2 protein-coding genes are annotated in these 23,053 nt (G+C 76.0%); both read left to right on the top strand.

Translation table 11 applies throughout. The features are described 5' to 3' along the window. Nucleotides 1–145: 145 nt before the first annotated feature. A complete protein-coding gene (locus OG823_RS24210; protein ID WP_371481789.1) occupies nt 146–9,790 on the top strand; it encodes an SDR family NAD(P)-dependent oxidoreductase in 9,645 nt (3,214 codons plus the stop codon). A 15-nt stretch (nt 9,791–9,805) separates the two neighbouring features. Continuing rightward, the gene (locus tag OG823_RS24215) at nt 9,806–22,945 is read left to right on the top strand and encodes a type I polyketide synthase (RefSeq protein ID WP_371481791.1); all 13,140 of its coding nucleotides are present in this window, start codon (nt 9,806–9,808) and stop codon (nt 22,943–22,945) included. Nucleotides 22,946–23,053 lie beyond the last annotated feature (108 nt).

The raw sequence follows: 23,053 nt of genomic DNA on the forward strand, positions 1-23,053 counted from the left end.
GCGCAGGTCGCCGGGGCAGGACCCCTAGCAGGGTCCAGCAGGGCTAGGGGTCCCGCAGGGGCCCGCTAGGGGTTAGCGCCGCAGGTGCGCGACAGAAGACTGGGGAGCGCCGGAAGAAGCCCTTTCCCAGAGGTGGAATCTCACGATGGCGCGCCAGGAACACCTGCACCCGTCCTTGCCCGAGAGCGTGCTCGCGACTGCGACCGCCGTCATCGGATCCGCCTGCCGCCTGCCCGGAGCACCGGACACGGCCTCCTTCTGGCGGCTGCTGGACGGCGCCGCCGAGGCGGTCGGCACGTTTCCGCCAGGCCGCTTCGCCGAGGGCGAGGAGGCCCGCCCCGGCGGCTACCTCGACCACGTGGACCGGTTCGACCCCGAGTTCTTCGGTATCTCGCCGGCCGAGGCCGTCGCCGCCGATCCGCAGCAGCGGCTGGTGCTCGAACTGGCCTGGGAGGCACTGGAGGACGCGGGCATCGTGCCGCGCACCCTGGCCGGACGTCGGGCCGGGGTCTTCGTCGGCTCGATCGGCGGCGACTACGCCACCCTGGTCGCCCAGGCTCCGGCCACCGTGGGCCGGCACTCGCTGACCGGCCTGAACCGGGGCATCATCGCGAACCGGGTCTCCTACACGCTGGACCTGCGCGGCCCGAGCCTGACGGTGGACTCGGCCCAGTCCTCCTCCCTGGTCGCCGTCCACCTCGCGCTGGAGAGCCTGCGCAGCGGTGAGTCCGAGGTCGCGCTGGTCGCCGGGGTGAACCTCAATCTCGCGCCCGACAGCACGCTGACGGTCGACCGCTTCGGCGCGCTGTCCCCCGACCACCGCTGCTTCACCTTCGACGCCCGCGCCAACGGCTACGTACGGGGCGAGGGCGGCGTGCTGCTGGTGCTCAAGCCGCTGGCCCGCGCCCTCGCCGACGGCGACGACGTCCAGGCGGTGCTGCTGGGCAGCGCGGTCAACAGCGACGGCGCCACGGACGGGCTGACGGTGCCGGGCGGCCGGACCCAGACGGCGGTGATCCGGGCGGCCGTCGAGCGGGCCGGAGTGGAGGGCCGCGACGTCCAGTACGTCGAACTGCACGGCACCGGCACCCAGGTCGGCGACCCGATCGAGGCGGCCGCGCTGGGCGCCGCGCTCGGCGCCGGCCGCGAGCCCGGCCGGCCGCTGCTGGTCGGTTCGGCCAAGACCAACGTCGGTCACCTGGAGGGTGCGTCCGGCATCGTCGGTCTGCTCAAGACGGTGCTGAGCGTGCGCCACCGCCGGCTCCCGGCGAGCCTCAACTTCGTCACACCGAACCCGGCGATCGACTTCGAGGGGCTCGCCCTGCGGGTGCGCACCGAGTCCGGTCCCTGGCCGGACGAGAGCCGGCCGCTGGTCGCCGGTGTCAGTTCGTTCGGCGTCGGGGGCACCAACGCGCACGTGGTGGTCGCCGAGGCGCCCGCCGCGGCGGCCGGGACGTCTGCCGCCTCCCCGGCGGCTGACGCCGGCGTGCCCGCGCCTTCGGCCGCCTCCCCGGCGGAGGCAGGCGCGTCCGTTGCTCCGCTGCTCTGGCCCGTCTCCGCCCGCAGCGCGCCCGCGCTGCGGGCGCAGGCCGCCCGGCTGCTCGCCCTGGTGGAGGAGCAGCCCGGCCCGGATCCGGTCAGCCTCGGCCGCTCGCTCGCCACCAGCCGGTCGGCGTTCGAGCACCGGGCCGTCGTCACCGGAACCGAGCGCGGCGAACTGGTCGACGGGCTGCGGGCCCTGGCCCGGGGCGGCCAGGCGCTCAACCTGGTCCAGGGCACCGCACACCGCAGCGGCCGGACGGTCTTCGTCTTTCCCGGCCAGGGCTCCCAGTGGGAGGCGATGGCACGCGAACTGTTCGCCACCGCACCGGCGTTCGCCGACAAGCTGCGCGCCTGCGAGGTCGCGCTCGCGCCGCACACCGACTGGTCACTGCTGGACGTCCTGCTCGGCCGGCCGGGTGCGCCCGGTCTGGAGCGGGTGGACGTGGTGCAGCCCGCGCTGTTCGCGGTGATGGTCTCGATCGCCGCGCTCTGGGAAGCCTCCGGGGTTCGTCCGGACGCGGTGATCGGCCACTCCCAGGGGGAGATCGCCGCCGCGCACGTGTCCGGCGCGCTCTCGCTGGAGGACGCGGCCGCCGTCGTCGCGCTGCGGGCCCGGGCCATCGCCGGGCTGGCCGGTCCGGGCGCGGGTGGGACGCCCCCGGGCGGGATGGCCTCGGTGCCGCTGCCGGAGGCGGAGGTCAGGGCCGCCCTGGCGCCCTGGGCGGGACGGATCGGCATCGCGGCGGTCAACGGCCCCTCGGCCACGGTGGTTTCGGGCGAGCGCGCGGCGCTGGACGAACTGCTCGCCGGCTACCGCGAGGCGGGCGTACGGGTACGGCTCGTCCCGGTCGACTACGCCTCGCACTCGCCGCAGGTCGAGCCGCTGCGCGACACCCTGCCCGTGTTGCTCGCCGGGATCCGGCCGCGGGCCGCCCGGACGGCCTTCTACTCCACCGTCACCGGTGGTCTGCTGGACACCACGGAGCTCACTCCCGCGTACTGGTACCGCAATCTGCGGCAGACCGTCGAGCTCAGCAGCGCCGTCCGGGCCGCCCACGCCGACGGCCACCTGGCCTTCGTCGAGGCCAGTGCGCACCCGGTGCTGACGGTCGGCCTCGGGCAGATCCTGGACGGCGCGGCCGCGGTGACGGGCACCCTGCGGCGGGACCACGGCGGCCTGCCGCAGTTCCATCGCGCGGTCGCCGAACTGTACGCGCAGGGCGGCGCCGTGCACTGGCCCGACCTCTTCGGACCCGAGCTCCACGGCCCCGAACCCCACGGACCCGGCGTCCGGCCGGTGGCCCTACCGACGTACGCCTTCCAGCGGCGCCGGCTCTGGATCGACTCCACCGCCGCCCGTACACCGCTCGCCGGCGCCGTGGCGCAACCGGGCCTGCCGCAACCGAACACGGACCACGCGGGTTTGGACCACGCGGGTACGGAGCTGGCGGGCACGAATGAGCGGGGCGGCGCCGGGGCGCCGGTCACGCCGGCCGTTTCGAGCGGGAGCGCCGTACTGGAGAGCGTCCGGACCAGCGCCGCGCTCGTCCTCGGCCAGGCCTCCGCCGAGGCCGTCGACCCCGACCTCACCTTCAAGGACCTGGGCTTCGACTCGGTCTCCGCCGTGGAGTTCCGCAACCGGCTGGCCGCCGCCACCGGTCTCACGCTGCCCAGCACCATCACATACGACCGGCCCACCCCACGCGCGTTGGCGGCTCACCTGCACGAGCAGGCCGGCGGCGCCGCGTCGCCCGGCGCCGCGTCCGCCGTCGCTCGCCCGCCGCGTGACGAGGAGGACCCGATCGCGATCGTCGCCCTCAGCGGCCGCTGGCCGGGCGGCGCGGACACGCCCGAGGCGCTCTGGGAGCTGCTGCGCGAGGGCAGGGACGCGATCGGCGGCTTCCCCGACAACCGGGGCTGGGATCTCGACGCCCTGTACGACCCGCAGGGCCTGCGACCGGGCAGCTCCTACACCCGCCAGGGCGGCTTCCTGTACGACGCCGACCGCTTCGACGGCGCGTTCTTCGGGCTGAGCCCGCGCGAGTCGGCCGCGATGGATCCGCAGCAGCGGCTGCTGCTGGAGTCCGCCTGGGAGCTGACCGAGCGGGCCGGGATCGCGCCCTCCGAGCTGCGCGGCAGCCGCACGGGCGTGTTCGTCGGGGTGATGCCGCAGGACTACGGGCCCCGGCTGCACGAGACCGCCGAGGGTCACCAGGGCCACGCCCTGACCGGCAGCCTGACCAGTGTCGCCTCCGGCCGCCTCGCGTACGTCCTCGGGCTGGAGGGCCCGGCCATCACGGTCGACACGGCCTGCTCCTCCTCACTGGTGGCGATGCACCTGGCGGCGCGCTCGCTGCGGCTGGGGGAGTGCGACCTCGCGCTCGCCGGCGGCGCCACGGTGATGTCCGGGCCGGGCATGTTCACCGAGTTCAGCCGCCAGCGCGGGCTGGCCGCCGACGGCCGCTGCAAGCCGTTCGCGGCCGCCGCCGACGGCACCGCCTGGGCCGAGGGCGCGGGTCTGGTCCTGCTGGAGCGGCTCTCCGACGCCCGGCGGCTGGGCCACCCGGTGCTCGCCCTGGTCGTCGGCTCGGCGGTCAACCAGGACGGTGCGTCCAACGGGCTGACCGCCCCCAACGGCCCCTCCCAGGAACGGGTGATCCGTGAGGCGCTCGCCACCGCCGGGCTCTCCCCGGCCGACGTGGACGTGGTCGAGGCGCACGGCACCGGCACCACGCTGGGCGACCCGATCGAGGCCCAGGCCCTGATCGCCGCGTACGGGCCGGGGCGTCCGGCGGAGCGGCCGCTGCTGCTCGGTTCGCTGAAGTCGAACATCGGTCACACCCAGGCCGCGGCCGGGGTGACCGGTGTGATCAAGCTGGTCCAGGCCCTGCGACACGGTGAACTCCCCGGCACGCTGCACCTCGACCGGCCCTCGCCGCACGTCGACTGGTCGGCCGGTACGGTCTCGCTGCTCACCGGGACCACCGAGTGGCCCCGGACCGGACGCCCCCGCCGGGCCGCCGTCTCGTCCTTCGGCATCAGCGGCACCAACGCGCACCTGATTCTTCAGGCGCCGCCCGCCGATCCGGGGGCTGCCGTCACCGCGCCGCCCGCTGATCCGGGGGCTGCCGTCACCGCGCCGCCCGCTGATCCGGCCGACTGGCCGCAGCCCTGGGTGCTCTCCGCCCGGGACGACCAGGCGTTGCGGGAGACCGCCGCACGGCTGCTCGCCCACCTCGACGCCGGTCCCGCCGCCGGGGCGACGGTGGCCGACATCGGCTATTCGCTGGCCGCCGGCCGGGCCCGCTTCGACCACCGCGCGGTCCTGGCCGGCGGCGACCGTGTCCAGCTGGCCGCGCTCGCCGCGGGCGGGACGGCCCCCGGTCTGGTCCGCGGTGAGGCCGGAGGCGGCCGCAAGCTCGCCGTGCTGCTCTCCGGGCAGGGCAGCCAGCGGCCCGGCGCCGGGCGTGAACTGTACGCCCGCCACCCGGTGTTCGCGCGCGCCCTGGACGCCGCCGCCGAACTCTTCGACGCCTCGGGCAGCCTGGACGTGGCGCTGCGCGAGGTGCTGTTCGCCGAGCCCGGCACGCCGCTCGCCGCCCTGCTGGACACCACCGCGTACACCCAGCCGGCGCTGTTCACCCTGCAGGTCGCGCTGTACCGGCTCGCGGAGTCCTTCGGGGTGCGCCCCGACCACCTGATCGGGCACTCCATCGGTGAGCTGACCGCCGCCCACCTCGCCGGAGTGCTCTCGCTGCCGGACGCGGTCACCCTGGTCGCCGCCCGCGGCCGGTTGATGCAGGCGCTGCCCGAGGGCGGCGCGATGGCCGCGCTGCAGGGCAGCGAGGCCGAGGTGCGGCCGCTGCTGGCCGGGCTCGACGGGGTGGACGTCGCGGCCGTGAACGGCCCGGGCGCCGTGGTGGTCTCCGGTGACGCCGCCGAGGTGCGGCGGATCGCCGCCACCTGGCGCGAGCGGGGCCGCCGCAGCAAGCTCCTCGCGGTCAGCCACGCCTTCCACTCCCCGCACATGGACGCCGTGCTGGACGACTTCCGGCGCGTGGCCGAAGGTCTGGAGTTCGCCGAGCCCCGCATCCCGGTCGTCTCCAACCTCACCGGCGAGCCGGCCACCGCCGATCAGCTGCGCAGCCCGGAGTACTGGGTGCGACACATCCGGGGCGCGGTCCGCTTCCACGACGGGATCCGCGCACTGGACGCCCTCGGTGTCAGCGCCTACCTGGAGATCGGGCCCGGCGCCGTTCTCACCGCGCTCGCCGAGGAGAGCCTGGACGCGCGCCCGGACGCGACCTCCGACGAGCGTCCGGAGGGGCCCGCCCGCACCGCGGTCGCCGTCCTGCGGCCCGACCGCCCGGAGGCCGACACCTTCACCGAGGCCCTCGCCCGACTGCACGTGCACGGCGTACCGGTGGACTGGAGCGCCGCCCACGCGGGCCGGGGCGCCCGCCGGGTGACGCTGCCGACCTACCCCTTCCGGCGGGTGCGGCACTGGCTGGACGCGCCAACGGGGGCCGCGCCGGCCGCTGCCGGCCTGCAGTCGGCCGGTCACCCGCTGCTCGCCGCTGCCGTCGAACTGCCGGACGAGGCAGGGTGGTTGTTCACCGGGCTGCTCTCCCTGCGCACGCACCCGTGGCTCGCCGACCACGCGGTGGGCGGCGCCGCGCTGCTCCCCGGGACGGCCTTCGTCGAGCTCGCCCTGCACGCGGCGGCCCGCACCGGTCGGGCCGCGCTGGCGGACCTCACCATCGAGGCGCCGCTGACCCTCACCGCGCGCGGCGTCCGGCTCCGGGTCTCGGTCGGCGCGGCCGACGAGGCCGGGCGCAGGCCCGTCCAGGTCCACTCCCGGCCGGTGGACGGCGACGGTTCCTGGACCAGGCACGCCGTCGGTGCCGCCGCCGTGCCCGAGGACACGGCGCCCGAGGACACGGCGCCCGAGGAGCCCGCCGAGGCCGAGGGAGCGCGGCGCTGGCCGCCGGCCGGGGCCGTCCCGGTGGACACCGGCGAGCTGTACGGCCGGCTGGCCGACCGGGGCTACGCCTACGGCCCGGCCTTCCGGGGCCTGCGCGCCGCCTGGCGGCTCGGCGAGGAGGTGTACGCCGAGGTGGGCCCGGCCGCCGAGGCCGACGCGTACGGGCTGCACCCCGCGCTGCTGGACTCCGCCCTGCACGCGGTGATCGGCGTCCTGCGTGACACCGAAGCTCTCGAACTGCCCTTCTCCTGGCAGCAGGTGACCCTGCACGCGGCCGGCTCCGCCGCCCTGCGGGTCCGGCTGCGTCCGGACGGCCCCGACACGGTCGCCCTGGAGGTGACGGACGACACCGGCGCGCCGGTCGCCACGGTCGGCGCCCTCACCCTGCGGGCGGCCGCCGGCGGGGCGATCGACTCGCTGTACCGCCCGGACTGGACTCCGCTCGCCCTGCCCGAGGCCCCGACCCGGACCCCGGCTCCCGCCGGGCCCGCCGACGGGCCGTGGGCCGTACTCGGCGAGGACGAGCCGCTGCGCGGCGCGATCGCCACCGTCACCGGCCGGAGCGTCTCGGCCCACGCCGACCTCGCGTCGCTGCCCGCCGGCCCGGTGACCGTCCTGGCGCCGGTGCCGGACGCCGAGCACGCCCTCGCACTGCTCCGGGCCTGGACGGCGGACGAGCGGTTCGGCCGGGCCCGGCTGGTGCTGCTCACCCACCGGGCGGTCGCCGTCCACGGTGGCGAGGACATCCCGGACCCGACCGCCGCCGGAGTCTGGGGCCTGGTCCGCGCCGCGGCCATCGAGCACCCGGACCGCTTCGTGCTGGCCGATCTGGACGGCGCCGCCGCGGCGGCCGCCCTGCCCGCGGCGCTCGCCACCGGCGAGCCCCAACTCGCCCTGCGTGACGAGGAGCTGTTCGTCCCCCGGCTGGCCGCGATCCGGGCCGGCGAGAGCCTGGCCCCGCCGGCCGGCGCCCCCGCCTGGCGGCTCGACACCGAGACCCCCGGCAGCCTCGACAGCCTCCGGCTGCTGCCGGCCGCCGAGGCACGGCGGCCGCTCGCGGCGGGCGAGGTCAGGATCGCGCTGCGCGCCGCCGGCCTCAACTTCCGCGACGTGCTGATCACGCTGGGGATGTACCCGGGCGGGGCGAGGATCGGCGCCGAGGGCGCCGGCGTGGTGCTGGAGACCGGCCCGGGCGTCACCGCCCTCGCCCCCGGCGACCGGGTGATGGGCCTGGTCCAGGGTACCCTGGGCCCGGTCGCGGTCACCGACCACCGCCTGCTGACCCCCGTCCCGGCCGGCTGGAGCTTCGCCCAGGCGGCCACCGTCCCGGTCGCCTTCCTCACCGCCTACCACGGCCTGTACGACCTCGCCGGGCTGCGTCCCGGCGAGAGCCTGCTGGTGCACGCCGCGACCGGCGGCGTCGGCCAGGCGGCGGTCCAACTCGCCCGGCACGGCGGCTCGCAGGTCTTCGGCACGGCGAGCCCCGGCAAGTGGGAGACGCTGCGCGAGCAGGGCCTCACCCGGGAGCGGATCGCCTCCACCCGCACGCTCGACTTCGAGGAGGGGTTCCGCCGGGCCACCGGCGGGCGCGGCGTCGACGTCGTGCTGAACTCGCTGGCACGGGAGTTCACCGACGCCTCGTTGCGGCTGCTGGCCCCCGGCGGCCGGTTCGTCGAGATGGGCAAGACCGACCAGCGCGATCCGGCGGTCGTCGCCGCCGACCACGACGGCGCCGCCTACCTGGCCTTCGACCTCTTCGACGTGGATCCGGACCGGATCGCCCGGATCCTCGCGGAGCTGGCCGGCCTGTTCGAGAGCGGCGCCGTCCGGCCGCTGCCGGTGCACGCCCAGGACGTCCGGCAGGCCCCGCAGGCGCTGCGCCGGCTCAGCCAGGCCCGGCACACCGGCAAGCTGGCCCTCACCCTGCCCGCCGCCCTGGACGAGGACGGCACCGTCCTGGTCACCGGCGGTACCGGCACCCTCGGCCGACTGGTCGCCCGCCGCCTGGTCACCCGGCACGGCGTACGCCGTCTGCTGCTGACCGGCCGGCAGGGCCCGGCCGCCCCCGGCGCCGCCGAACTGGCCGCCGAACTCACCGCGCTGGGAGCCGAGGTGACGATCACCGCCGGTGACGTCGCCGACCCGGAGGCGGTGGCCGCGCTGGTCGCCGCCGTGCCCGCCGCACACCCGCTGACCGCCGTCGTGCACACGGCGGGAGTCCTGGACGACGCCCTCCTCGACTCGCTCACCGCACAGCGGCTGCGGGCGGTGGAGCGCCCGAAGGTGGACGGCGCGCTGGCCCTGCACCGGGCCACCGAACACCTGGATCTCGCCGCCTTCGTGCTCTTCTCCTCGGCGGTCGGTCTGCTCGGCAACCCGGGCCAGGCCGGCTACGCCGCCGCCAACACCCAGCTGGACGCGCTCGCCCAGCACCGCCGGGTACGCGGCCTGCCGGCCGTCTCGCTCGCCTGGGGCCACTGGGCGCAGGCCGGAGGGATGGCGGCGGGGCTGACCGCGGCCGAGGCCGAGCGGCTGGCCCGGACGGGCCTGGCCCCGATGACCACCGAGCAGGCGCTCGACCTCTTCGACGCCGCTCTCGACTCGCCCCACGCGGTGCTCGCACCCGCCCGGCTCGACCTGGCCGGGGCGTCGCCGGAGGCCGTCGCCCCGGTGCTGCGGGGCCTGGTCCGGGCCCGGCCCGGGCGCGGCCCGGCGACCGGGACCGACGGTCCGGCGGCCCTGCTGCGCCGGCTCGCCGGAAAGCCGCCGGCCGAGCAGCAGCGACTGCTGCTGGCGCTCGTCCGCTCGACCGCCGCGGCGGTGCTGGGCCACCCGGACGCCGAGTCGATCCGGCCCCGGACCGGGTTCATGGACTCGGAGTTCGACTCGCTGGGGGCGATCGAGCTGCGCAACCGGCTGAACGCCGCCACCGGGCTCCGGCTGCCCACCACGGTGGTCTTCGACCAGCCCACGCCGGTCGCCCTGGCAGCCCATCTGCGCGAGCTGCTCGCCCCCGCACCCGCCGAACCCGAGCCACCGGCCGCCCCCGATCTGCTGGCCGAACTGGACCGGCTGGAGGCGTCGTTCGCCCGGACGGCACCCGGCGCCGAGACCCGGGGACAGGCCGTGGACCGGCTCGCCGCACTGCTGAGCGCCCTCGGCGGCCGCCCGGCCGCCGCCGGTGAGGACATCGCGGAGCAGATCTCCGCGGTCAGCAACGACGACATCTTCGACTTCATCGACAACGAGCTCGGAATTTCCTGAGAGAGGCGACGACACATGACCACCAACGAGGAGAAGCTCCGCGACTACCTCAACCGGGTCGCCGCCGAGCTGCAGCAGACCCGCCGCCGGCTGGCCGAGGCCGAGGCGAAGTCGCAGCCGCAGGAGACCGGGCACGAGCCGATCGCGATCGTCGGCATGGCCTGCCGCCTGCCGGGCGAGGTACGCGGCCCGGACGACGTCTGGCGGCTGGTGACCGAGGAGCGCGACGCGGTCGGGCCGTTCCCCGCCGACCGCGGCTGGGATCTGGACCACCTGTACGACCCCGACCCCGACCGTCCCGGCCGCAGCTACGCCCGTGAGGGCGGATTCCTCTACGACGCCGGTGAGTTCGACGCCGGGTTCTTCGGGATCTCGCCGCGCGAGGCGCTCGCCTCCGACCCCCAGCAGCGGTTGCTGCTGGAGACGGCCTGGGAGGCGTTGGAGCACGCCGCGATCGATCCGACCACGCTGCGCGGCAGCCGCACCGGCGTGTTCGCCGGCGTCATCGCCCAGGAGTACGGCCCGAGTCTGCACCACCTGCCCGCCGAGAAGACCGACGGGTACGTCCTGACCGGGACGACCACCAGCGTCGCCTCCGGCCGGATCGCCTACACCCTCGGCCTGGAGGGCCCGGCGGTCACCGTCGACACGGCCTGCTCGTCCTCGCTGGTGGCGCTGCACCTCGCCGCCCAGGCGCTGCGCTCCGGCGAGTGCTCCCTGGCGCTCGCCGGCGGCGCGACGGTGCTGGCCGCACCCGGCATGTTCATCGAGTTCTCCCGCCAGCGGGGCCTGGCCCCGGACGGCCGCTGCAAGCCGTTCGCCGGGGCCGCGGACGGCACCGGCTGGGGCGAGGGCGCCGGCGTCCTCGTCCTGGAGAAGCTCTCCGACGCGCAGCGCCACGGCCACCGGGTGCTGGCGGTGCTGCGCGGCTCCGCCGTCAACCAGGACGGCAGCAGCAGCCAGCTCACGGCGCCCAGCGGTCCCTCGCAGCAGCGGGTGATCCGGGAGGCCCTGGCGGCCGCCGGCCTCGGTCCGGGCGACGTGGACGCGGTGGAGGCGCACGGCACCGGCACCCGGCTCGGCGACCCGATCGAGGCGCAGGCGCTGATCGCCACCTACGGTCAGGGCCGGTCGGCCGAACAGCCGCTCTGGCTCGGTTCGCTGAAGTCCAACATCGGTCACACCCAGGCCGCGGCCGGGGTGGCCGGCGTGATCAAGGTGGTGCAGGCGCTCAAGCACGGGGTGCTCCCGAGGAGCCTGCACGTGGACGAGCCCTCGCCGCACGTGGACTGGTCGGCCGGTACCGTCCGGCTGCTCACCGAGGCGCAGGCGTGGCCCCAGGTGGACCGCCCGCGCCGCGCGGCCGTCTCGGCCTTCGGGGTGAGCGGCACCAACGCGCACGTGATCATCGAGCAGGCCCCCGAGCCCGCGGTCGGGCAGGAACAGGAGCAGGAGCTGCGCGAGGCCCCGGCGACGCTGCCGTGGGTGGTCTCCGCCCGTACCCCCGAGGCGCTGCGGGCGCAGGCCGCGCGGCTGGTCGAGCACCTGGCCGGCGGGGCCGACCCGGTGGACACCTCGTACGCCCTGGCCACCACCCGCGCCGCGCTGGAGGAGCGCGCCGTGCTGATCGGCGACCCGGCCGGCCTGCGGGCCCTCGCCGAGGGCGAGGACGCCCCGGGGCTGGTGCGCGGGCGGGCCGACGCGGACGGCAAGGTGGTGTTCGTCTTCCCCGGCCAGGGCTCCCAGTGGGCCGGTATGGCCGCCGGACTGCTCGACTCCGCGCCGGTGTTCGCCGAGCGGATCGAGGCCTGCGCCGCCGCTCTGGCGCCGTACACCGACTGGTCGCTGCTGGACGTGCTGCGCGGCGTCGAGGGCGGCCCCGACCCCGACCGCGTCGATGTCCTGCAGCCCGCGCTGTGGGCCGTGATGGTCTCGCTCGCCGAGCTGTGGAAGTCCTACGGCGTGCGCCCGGACGCGGTGGTCGGCCACAGTCAGGGCGAGGTCGCGGCCGCCTACGTGGCCGGCGCCCTGAGCCTGGACGACGCGGCCCGGATCGTCGCCCTGCGCGCCCAGGCCCTCGCCACCATCTCGGGGCGCGGCGGCATGGTCGCCGTCCCGCTGCCGCTCGCCGCCGTCGAGCCCCGGCTCGCCGCCTGGGCGGGCCGGCTCTCGATCGGCGTGCTCAACGGCCCGTCCTCGGTAGTGGTCTCCGGCGATCTGGACGCGCTGGCCGAACTCACCGAGCAGTACACGGCCGAGGGCGTCCGGGTGCGCCCGGTCGCCATCGACTACGCCTCGCACTCCGGCCAGACCGACGCACTGCGCGACCGGCTCGCCGAACTGCTGGCACCGGTGCGTCCGGTCACCGGGGAGATCCCGCTGGTCTCCACGGTGACCGGCGACTGGCAGGACACGGCCGGTCTGGACGCCGGGTACTGGTTCCTGAACCTGCGCCGGACGGTCCGCTTCGAGGAGGCCACCCGCGCGCTGGCGGCCGACGGGCACACCGTGTTCGTCGAGATCAGCCCGCACCCGGTGCTGACCGGAGCGATCGAGGACACCCTGGAGTCGGCGGGCACGCGTGGCGCCGCCGTGGTCGGATCGCTCCGCCGCGACCAGGGCGGGCCCGCCCGCTGGCTGGCCTCGGTGGCGGAGCTGTACGTGCGCGGCGTCGCGGTCGACTGGTCGGCGGCCTTCGCGGGCGCCGCGCCGCGCCGCGCCGAACTGCCCACCTACGCCTTTCAGCGGCAGCGCTACTGGCTGGACGCCACGAAGTCCCCCGAACTGCTGACCGCGGCCGGATCCGGCGCGGCCGACGATCCGTTCTGGGAGCTGGTCGCCGGTCAGGACGCCGGCCGGCTGGCCGAGGCGATCGGTGTGGACGACGCCCAGATCGGCCCGGTGCTGCCCGCGCTCGCCTCCTGGTGGGAGCGCCGTCGGACGGCCTCGGCCGCCGACTCCTGGCGTCACCGGGTGCTCTGGCGCCCCGTTCCGACACCGGCCGGCGACCGCCTCACGGGAACCTGGCTGCTGGCCGTCCCCGAGGAGTCAGCCGGGTCACCCGAGTCACCCGCGCAGGCCGGTGCCCCCGCGCAGGCCGGTGCCCCGGAGCAGGCCGAGCAGGCCGAGCAGGCCGAGCACGCCCGGATCGCCGCGCTGACGCGTGAGCTGACCGCCAGGGGCGCCCGCGTCGTCCCGGTCACGGTCGGCACCGACCGGGTCGGGGCCGCCGAAGCGCTCCGCGCGGCGGACACCGGGGAGGTCACCGGAGTGGTCTCGCTGCTCGCGTCGGCACCGGGCGGTCACCCCGCGTTCGAGGCGGTTCCGCGCGGGTACGCCGCCAACGTCACGCTCACCCAGGCGCTGGACGACGCCGGGCTCGCCGTACCGCTCTGGTTCGTCACCAGGGGCGCCGTGGCCACCGGCCCGTCCGACGCCGTGACCGACCCGGCGCAGGCGCTGGTGTGGGGCTTCGGCGCGATCCTCGCGGTGGAGAGCCCGGCCCAGTGGGGCGGACTCGTCGACCTGCCGCAGGACGTCGACGAGCGCTCCTGGGGGCAGCTGGGTGCCCTGTTGGCGGCGAAGGGCCCGGGCCGCGAGGCCGAGGCGGCGATCCGCCCGGCCGGTGCGTTCGCCCGCCGCCTGGTGCCGGCCCCCCTCGGGGCCGAGCCCGCCCGCGAGCCCTGGAGCCCGGTCGGCACCACACTGATCACCGGCGGCACCGGCGCGCTCGGCGGCCACCTCGCCCGCTGGCTGGCCCGGCGCGGCGCCGAACACCTGCTGCTGGTCAGCAGGCGCGGCGCCGACGCCCCGGGGGCCGCCGAACTGGCCGCCGAACTCGCCGAGTCGGGCACCAGGGTCAGTTTCGCGGCGGCCGACGTCGCGGACCGCGCCGAGCTGGCCGCCGTACTGGCCGCAGTCCCCGCCGAGCTGCCGTTGAAGGCCGTGGTGCACACCGCCGCCGCCCTGCACGACGGCCTGATCCCCACCCTCACCCCCGAGCAGCTGGACCTCGCCCTGCGCGCCAAGGTCGGCGCCGCCCGACTGCTGCACGAGCTCACGGCGGAGCTGGAGCTCTCGGCCTTCGTGCTCTTCTCCTCGGTGGCCGGTCTCTCCGGCATCCCGGGTCAGGCCAACTACGCGCCCGGCAACGCCTATCTGGACGCGCTGGCGGCGCAGCGGGTGGCCGCCGGGCTGCCCGCGACCTCGGTCGCCTGGGGGCACTGGGCGGGCGCGGGCATCGCGGCCGACGGCGCCGAGGCCCAGCTGCTGCGCCACGGCCTGGTGTCACTGCCGCCGGAGCCCGCTGTGGAGGTGCTCGGGCAGATCCTCGACCACGGGGAGTCGCACCTGGTGGTCGCCGACATCGACTGGCCGGTCTTCTACCGCGGCCGCACCCACCCGCTGGCCGCCGAACTCCCGGGCGTCCGGCAGGAATCGGCGCAGCCCTCGGACGCGCCCGTCGGCGATGACCCGGCAGCGCGGCTCGCAGCGCTGCCGGCCGCCGAGCGCCGGCGCGGCCTGCTGGCCGTGGTTCGCGCGCAGGCCGCCGCCGTCCAGGGCCACCGCTCGGCGGAGGCGATCGACCCGGCCAGGGCCTTCCGCAACCAGGGCTTCGACTCGCTCACCGCCGTCGAGTTCCGTAACCGGCTGGGCGCGGCCACCGGCCGCCGGCTGCCCGCGACGCTGGTCTTCGACCACCCGACACCCGCCGCGCTCACCGACTGGCTGGCGGGCGAGCTCTGGGGCACGGAGGCCGCCGCACCGGCCGCCCTCCCGCAGGCACGGCCGGTGGACGACGACCCGATCGTGATCGTCGGCATGGCCTGCCGCTTCCCCGGCGGGGTCGCCTCGCCGGAGGACCTCTGGCAGCTGGTCACCGACGGCGTCGACGCCCTGACCGAGTTCCCCGCCGACCGAGGTTGGGACCTGGAGCGGCTGTACAGCGCCGACCCGGACCGTCCGGGCACCTCGTACGCCAAGCACGGCGGGTTCCTCGACAGCGCGGGCGACTTCGACCCCGGTTTCTTCGGCATCCCACCGCGCGAGGCGCCGGCCATCGACCCCCAGCAGCGGCTGCTGCTGGAGACCACCTGGGAGGCCTTCGAGCGGGCCGGCATCGACCCCGAGGCGTTGCGCGGCAGCCGGACCGGCGTCTTCGCCGGGATCTCCGGCCGCGACTACGGCACCGCCGCCCAGCACGTCCCGGACGAGCTGGAGGCCTACCTCGGCATCGGCAACGCGGCCAGCGTCGCCTCCGGCCGGATCTCGTACTCCTTCGGTTTCGAGGGCCCGGCGGTCACGGTGGACACGGCCTGCTCGTCCTCGCTGGTGGCGCTGCACCTGGCCGCCCAGTCGCTGCGCTCCGGCGAGAGCGACCTGGCGGTGGCGGGCGGCGTGCTGGTGATGTCCACGCCGACCACCTTCATCGAGTTCTCCCGCCAGCGCGCCATGTCCCCGGACGGCCGCTGCAAGGCCTTCGCGGCGGCGGCGGACGGTACGGGGTGGGCGGAGGGGGTCGGGCTGCTGCTGGTGGAGCGGTTGTCGGACGCCCGGCGCAACGGCCATGAGGTGCTGGCGGTGCTGCGTGGTTCGGCCGTGAACCAGGACGGCGCGTCCAACGGCCTGACCGCGCCCAGCGGCCCCTCGCAGCAACGGGTGATCCGTCAGGCCCTGGCCGTGGCCGGCCTCGGCACCGGCGACGTGGACGTGGTGGAGGCGCACGGCACCGGCACCACGCTCGGCGACCCGATCGAGGCGCAGGCGCTGATCGCCACCTACGGTCAGGGCCGGTCGGCCGAACAGCCGCTGCTGCTCGGGTCGGTCAAGTCCAACATCGGTCACACCCAGGCCGCGGCCGGGGTGGCCGGCGTGATCAAGATGGTGCAGGCACTCAAGCACGGGCTCCTGCCGAGGACCCTGCACGTGGACGAGCCCTCGCCGCACGTGGACTGGTCGCAGGGCACCGTCCGGCTGCTCACCGAGGAGCAGGCCTGGCCCGAGGTCGGCCGGCCGCGCCGGGCGGGCGTCTCGGCCTTCGGGGTGAGCGGCACCAACGCGCACGTGATCATCGAGCAGGCTCCCGAGCCCGCGGTGGAGCCGACCGAGGGCGCGGCCCCGGCGGTGCTGCCGTGGGTGGTCTCCGCCCGCACGCCCGAGGCCCTGCGGGCCCAGGCGGCGCAGCTGGCCGAGCACCTGTCGACCGGCTCGGAGCCGGTCGACACCGCCTACGCCCTGGCCACCACCCGGGCCGCGCTGGAGGAGCGGGCCGTCGTGATCGGCGACCTGGCCGCCGGCCTGGACGCGCTGGCCCTCGGCGAGAGCGCCCCGACCGTGGTCACCGGTTCGTCGGTGGGTGCGGGTGGGCTGGCGTTCCTGTTCTCGGGTCAGGGGAGTCAGCGGGTCGGTATGGGCGGGGAGTTGGCTGCCGCGTATCCGGTGTTCGCGGAGGCGTTCGGTGCGGTGGCGGCGGAGCTGGATCCGTTGTTGGGTGTGTCGTTGGCGCAGGTGGTGGCTTCGGGTGAGGGGTTGGACGGGACGGGTCTGACGCAGCCGGCGTTGTTCGCGGTGGAGGTGGCGCTGTTCCGGTTGTTCGAGTCGTGGGGTGTGCGTCCGGATTTCGTGTCGGGGCATTCGGTGGGTGAGTTGTCGGCGGCGCATGTGGCGGGTGTTCTGTCGTTGCGGGATGCGGCGGTGCTGGTGGCGGCGCGGGCGCGGTTGATGGCCGCTCTGCCGTCGGGTGGGGCGATGGTGGCGGTGCAGGCCTCGGAGGAGGAGGTGGTGGCTGCGCTGTCGGCGGGTGTGTCGGTGGCCGCGGTGAACGGTCCTTCGTCGGTGGTCGTCTCGGGGGACGAGGCGGCGGTGGTGGCGTTCGGTGAGGTGTTCGCCGGGCGGGGTCGCAGGACGCGGCGGTTGCGGGTGAGTCACGCGTTCCATTCGGCGCACATGGACGGGATGTTGGTGGAGTTCGGTGCGGTGGCGGCTTCGTTGTCGTTCGCTGCTCCGTCGATTCCGGTGGTGTCGAATCTGACCGGGCGGATCGCGTCGGCGCAGGAGATCACCGATCCGGGTTACTGGGTGCGGCACGTCCGTGAGGCCGTTCGTTTCGCCGATGTGGTCCGGGAGTTGGACGCGAACGGGGTGACGACCTTCGTGGAGCTGGGGCCGGACGGCACGCTGTCGGCGTTGGTCCGGGAGGCTCTGCCGGACGCCGTCGCCGTCCCCGTCCTGCGCCGCGACGCCCCGGAGGCGGCCGCCGCGGTCACCGCACTGGCGCAGGTCCACGTGCGCGGCCACCGGGTCGACTGGACGGCCCTGTTCACGGGCCCGAGGCCGACCAGGGTGACTCTGCCGACCTATCCGTTCCAGCGGCGTCGGTACTGGTTGGAGCCGGGCTCCGGCCGGGGCGCCGACGCGGCGGGTCTGGGTCTGGGCGCTCCCGGGCACCCGTTGCTGGGGGCGGTCGTCGCCCAGCCGGACTCGGACGGCGTCCTGCTCACCGGCAGCCTCTCGCTGCGCACCCACCCCTGGCTCGCCGACCACGTCGCCCTCGGTACGGTCATCGTGCCCGGCGCCGCGCTGGTGGAACTGGCGATCCGGGCCGGGGACGAGGTCGGCGCGAGCACGCTGGAGGAGCTGGTCGTCGAGGCGCCGCTGGTGCTGCCCGAGCGCGCCGCCGTCCAGTTGCAGGTCCGGGCCGGGGCGCCCGACGAGGCCGGCGCCCGACCCGTCACCATCCATTCCCGGGGCGACGACGGCGACTGGCAGCGGCACGCCTCCGGCACCCTGCTGCCCGTCTCGGCACCGGCCGGTTTCGACCTCACCGCCTGGCCGCCCGCGAACGCCGAACAACTCCCGGTCGAGGACGTCTACCAGGCCCTGGCCGACGCCGGACTCGCCTACGGCCCGGCCTTCCGCGGCCTGCGGACGGTCTGGCGGGACGGCGAGACCTTCTACGCCGAGGCCGCGCTGCCGGAGGCCCTGCGCGAGCAGGCCGGCCGGTTCGGCCTGCACCCCGCGCTGCTCGACGCCGCGCTCCAGCTGCCCGGCCTGGTCGGCGCGCCGGACGGCGGCGGCCGGTTGCCGTTCGCCTACCGCACGGTCGCCCTGCACGCCTCGGGCGCGGCCGAGTTGAGGATCAGGCTGACGGTCGACGGGCCGGAGCGGTTCACCCTCCGGGCCACGGACGGCGCCGGTGCGCCGGTGGTGTCGATCGCCTCGCTGGTCACCCGGTCGGTCTCCGGGGAGCAATTCGCCGCGCGGCGGCCGGTGCGGCGCGACTCGCTGTTCGCCGTGGAGTGGCCCGAACTGTCGCCGACCGGCACGGACACGCCGGGGAGCCCGCTGCGGTCCGGCCCCGTGGACGCCGAGGCGCTCCGCTGGGTGGCGGTCCGCGCCGCGGCCGGACCGCACCCGGCCGGGTCGGACGTCCCGGCCCAGGTCCGGAGCGCGCTGGGCGAGGCGCTGGCCGTGGTCCAGGACTGGGTGTCCGAGGAGCGCGACCGGTCGTCCAGGCTGGTGGTCGTGACCAGGGGCGCGGTGGCGGTGGCCGGGGGCGAGAACCCCGATCCGGTGGCGGCCTCGGTCTGGGGCCTGCTGCGCTCCGCGCAGAGCGAGAACCCGGACCGCATCGTGCTGCTGGATCTGGACGGGCACCCCGACTCCGAGGCAGCCTCGGCCGAGGCCGTGCGGACGGCGCTGGCCGCCGGCGAGCACCAGCTGGCGCTGCGTGCCGGGACGGTCCACGTTCCCCGCCTGGTCCGTGCGAGCTCCGCCGAGGTGGTGGGGCGGGTGTGGGATCCGGAGGGGACGGTGTTGGTCACCGGTGGTACCGGTGTGCTGGGTGGGGTGTTGGCGCGGCATCTGGTGGTGGAGCGCGGGGTGCGGCATCTGGTGTTGGTGTCGCGTAGTGGTGGTGAGGCGCCGGGTGCGTCGGAGTTGGCGCGGTTGGGTGCGACGGTGACGTTCGCGGCGGCGGACACGGCCGATCGGGAGGCGTTGGCGGCGGTGTTGGCGGCGGTTCCGGCGGAGCATCCGTTGACGGCGGTGGTGCACACGGCCGGTGTGGTGGACGACGGTGTCATCGGTGCGTTGAGCCCGGAGCGGTTGGACACGGTGCTGCGGCCGAAGGCCGACGGTGCCTGGCACCTGCACGAGCTCACCCGCGACAACCCGGACCTCGCCGCCTTCGTCCTCTACTCCTCGGTGGCGGGCGTGCTCGGCTCGCCCGGCCAGGCGGCCTACTCCGCCGCGAACACCTTCCTGGACGCCCTGGCCCAGCACCGGCACGCCGAGGGCCTGCCCGCGCAGTCCCTCGCCTGGGGCCAGTGGGAGCAGGCCAGCGGCATCACCGGCCGGCTCAGCCGTACCGACCTGGCCCGACTGGCCCGGCTCGGCATCCGGCCGCTCGGCTCCGACGAGGGCGCCGAACTGTTCGACGCGGCCCAACTGCGCTCCGACGCGCCCGTACTGGTGCCCGCACCGCTCGATCTGACCGCCCTCGCCGCCACCGGTGAGCCGGCGGCGCCGCTGCTGCGCGCCCTGCTGGGAGACCGGCCGGGCCGGGCCCGGCCCGCCGCCTCCCGGAGCGCGGCGACCGCCGCCCCCCGGTCCACCCTGGCCGAGCGGCTGGGCGCGCTGGCGGACGACGCCGAGCGGGAGGCCGAACTGCTCCAGCTGGTACGTGCCGAGGTCGCCACGGTGCTCGGCACCGAGCCGGGGGAGATCGGGGCCCGCAAGGCCTTCACCGCACTGGGCGTCGACTCGCTGACCGCCGTCGAGCTGCGCAACCGGCTCAACGCCGCCACCGGGCTGCGGCTCTCGGCGACTCTGGTCTTCGACCACCCGACCCCGGCGGTGCTCGCGGAACACCTGCGGGAGGAACTGCTGGGCAGCGCACCGGTGGTGGCGGCCGTCGCCACCACGGTCGCGGCGCGGCCGCAGGACGAGCAGATCGCGATCGTCGGCATGGCCTGCCGGCTGCCCGGCGGGGTCACCTCGCCGGACGAGCTCTGGCAACTGGTCACCGAAGGCCGCGACGCCGTCTCGGAGTTCCCCGAGGACCGTGGCTGGGACGTCGAGTCGCTCTACTCGCAGGACCCAGAGAAGCCCGGGACCTCGTACACCCGGCACGGCGGGTTCCTGGAGCAGGCCGCCGACTTCGACGCCGAGTTCTTCGGGATCTCGCCGCGCGAGGCGCTCGCCACCGACCCGCAGCAGCGGCTGCTGCTGGAGACGGGCTGGGAGGCGCTGGAGAGCGCCGGCATCGACCCGAACACGCTGCGCGGCAGCCGTACGGGTGTGTTCGCCGGTGTGATGTACCACGACTACGCCCCGCGGGTGCGGGAGATCCCGGCCGAGTTGGAGGGCTGGCTGGGCAACGGCACGGCGGGGAGCGTCGCCTCCGGCCGGATCTCGTACTCCTTCGGTTTCGAGGGCCCGGCGGTCACCGTCGACACGGCCTGCTCGTCCTCGCTGGTGGCGCTGCACCTGGCCGCCCAGTCGCTGCGCTCCGGCGAGTGCGACCTGGCACTGGCGGGCGGCGTGGCGGTGATGTCCACGCCGACCACCTTCGTGGAGTTCAGCCGGCAGAAGGCGCTCTCCGCCGACGGCCGCTGCAAGGCGTTCGGCGCCGGGGCGGACGGTACGGGGTGGGCGGAGGGGGTCGGGCTGCTGCTGGTGGAGCGGTTGTCGGACGCCCGGCGCAACGGCCACCGGGTGCTCGCGGTGGTCCGGGGGACGGCGATCAACCAGGACGGCGCGTCCAACGGCCTGACCGCGCCCAGCGGCCCGGCCCAGCAGCGGGTCATCCGCCAGGCGCTGACCAACGCCGGGCTCGACACCGGCGACGTGGACGTGGTCGAGGGCCACGGCACCGGCACCACGCTCGGCGACCCGATCGAGGCGGGCGCCCTGCTGGCCACCTACGGTCAGGACCGGCCGGCCGACCGGCCGCTCTGGCTGGGTTCGTTGAAGTCCAACATCGGCCACACCCAGGCCGCCGCCGGCGCGGCCGGCGTGATCAAGATGATCCAGGCGATCCGGCACGGCGTGCTGCCCCGCACACTGCACGCGCAGGAGCCCTCGCCGTACGTGGACTGGGAGTCCGGTGCGGTCCGGCTGCTGACCGACGCCCAGGACTGGCCGCTGACCGGCGGCCCGCGCCGGGCCGGGGTGTCCTCCTTCGGGGTGAGCGGCACCAACGCGCACGTGATCATCGAGCAGGCCCCCGAGGCCGAGGGCGAGCCGGCCGGCGGCGAGCGCCCGACGGCGCTGCCGTGGGTGCTCTCGGCCCGCACCGCGCGAGCCCTCCAGGCCCAGGCCGGCCGGCTGGCCGACCACCTGGAGGGCGGCGCGGATCCGGTGGACGCCGCGTACTCGCTGGTGACCACGCGCGCCGCCCTGGAGGAGCGGGCCGTGCTGGTGGGCGACCGGGCGGGCCTGCGGGCGCTGGCCGCCGGCGACCCGGCGCCCGGCCTGGTGCGCGGCACCGCGGACCTGGCCGGGAAGACCGTCTTCGTCTTCCCCGGCCAGGGCTCGCAGTGGGCCGGTATGGCCGTCGAACTGCTCGACTCCGCACCGGTGTTCGCCGAGCGGATCGAGGCGTGCGCCGCCGCTCTGGCGCCGTACACCGACTGGTCGCTGCCGGACGTGCTGCGCGGCGCCGACGGCGCGCCCGGTCTGGAGCGGGTGGACGTCGTGCAGCCGGTGCTGTGGGCCGTGATGGTCTCGCTCGCCGAGCTGTGGAAGTCCTACGGCGTGCGCCCGGACGCGGTGGTCGGCCACAGTCAGGGCGAGATCGCCGCCGCCGTGGTGGCCGGCGGCCTGTCGCTGGCGGACGGCGCCCGGGTGGTGGCGCTGCGCAGCCGGGCGATCCTCGCCCTGTCGGGACGCGGTGGGATGGCCTCGGTGGCGCTGTCCGCCGCCGAGGTGGCCGACCGGATCGACCGCTGGGCCGGACGCCTGTCGGTCGCCGTGGTGAACGGCCCGTCCTCGGTGGTGGTGTCCGGCGAGCCGGACGCGCTGGCCGAACTGGTCGCCGGCTACCAGGAGGAAGGGGTCCGGGCCCGACTGGTCCAGGTGGACTACGCCTCGCACTCCGGACAGGTCGACGACCTGCGCGAGGAACTGCTCGCCCTGCTGGCGCCCGTCCGGCCGCGCACCGGCACGGTGCCGATGCTCTCCACGGTGACCGGCGACTGGTTCGACACCGCCGGACTGGACGCGCGGTACTGGGTGACCAACCTGCGCGAGACCGTCCGCTTCGAGGAGGCCACCCGGGCGCTGGCGGCGCAGGGACACAGCACCTTCGTCGAGATCAGCCCGCACCCGGTGCTCACCGTCCCGCTCCAGGAGACCCTGGAGTCGGCCGGCCGGGCGCGCGGCACGGCGGCGGTCGGCTCGCTGCGCCGGGAGCAGGGCGGCCTGGACCGCTTCCTCACCTCGGCGGCGGAGCTGTACGTCCGGGGTGTGCCGGTGGCCTGGCCGGTGGTCTTCGAGGGCGCCGGCGCCCGCCGGGCCGAGCTGCCGACGTACGCCTTCCAGCGGCAGCGGTACTGGCTGGACGCGACCGTCTCCAACACGACGGTGGCGACCGTGCTCGGACAGGCGGGCGCCGAGGCGGCCCCGGCCGAGGCGGCCTGGACCGTCCGGCTGGCCGGGCTCGGCGCGGCCGAACGCGAGACCGCGCTGCTGGAGCTGGTGCGGGCGGAGGCCGCCGTGGTGCTCGGCCACACCGGGGTCGCGGGAGTGGCCGCGGACAAGGCGTTCCGGGATCTCGGCCTCAGCTCGCTGACGGCCGTCGAGCTGCGGAACCGGATCGGCGCCGCGACCGGCCTGGAACTGCCGGCCACGCTGATCTTCGACCATCCGACCCCGGCCGCCATCGCGGCCTACGTGGTGGCGGAACTCCCCTCGGCCGACGGGAGGTCGGAGCCGCTCACCGCGCTGGCCTCGCTGTCGGCCCTGGAGGACGCGCTGGCCGCTCCCGTGGGCGCCGACGAGGACCGCGACTCCGTCCTCGCCCGGCTCCGGGCGCTCGTCGACCGGTGGGACACCCCCGAGGACCTGCTCGCGGTGGACGACGAACTCGATCTGGAGTCGGCGACCGACGAGGAGCTGTTCGAACTGATGGACCGCAACGCCGAGTCACTCTGACCCGCCCGAGGCGGCGCCGTGCCCGACGGGCACGGCGCCCGCCCGCCCTGCGGTGTGCCCGATGTGCGCCGTGCCCGCTGTGAGTTGCGCCCGACGTGAGATGTGAGA

Source organism: Kitasatospora sp. NBC_00315 (assembly GCF_041435095.1).
In the GTDB taxonomy this organism is placed as follows: domain Bacteria; phylum Actinomycetota; class Actinomycetes; order Streptomycetales; family Streptomycetaceae; genus Kitasatospora.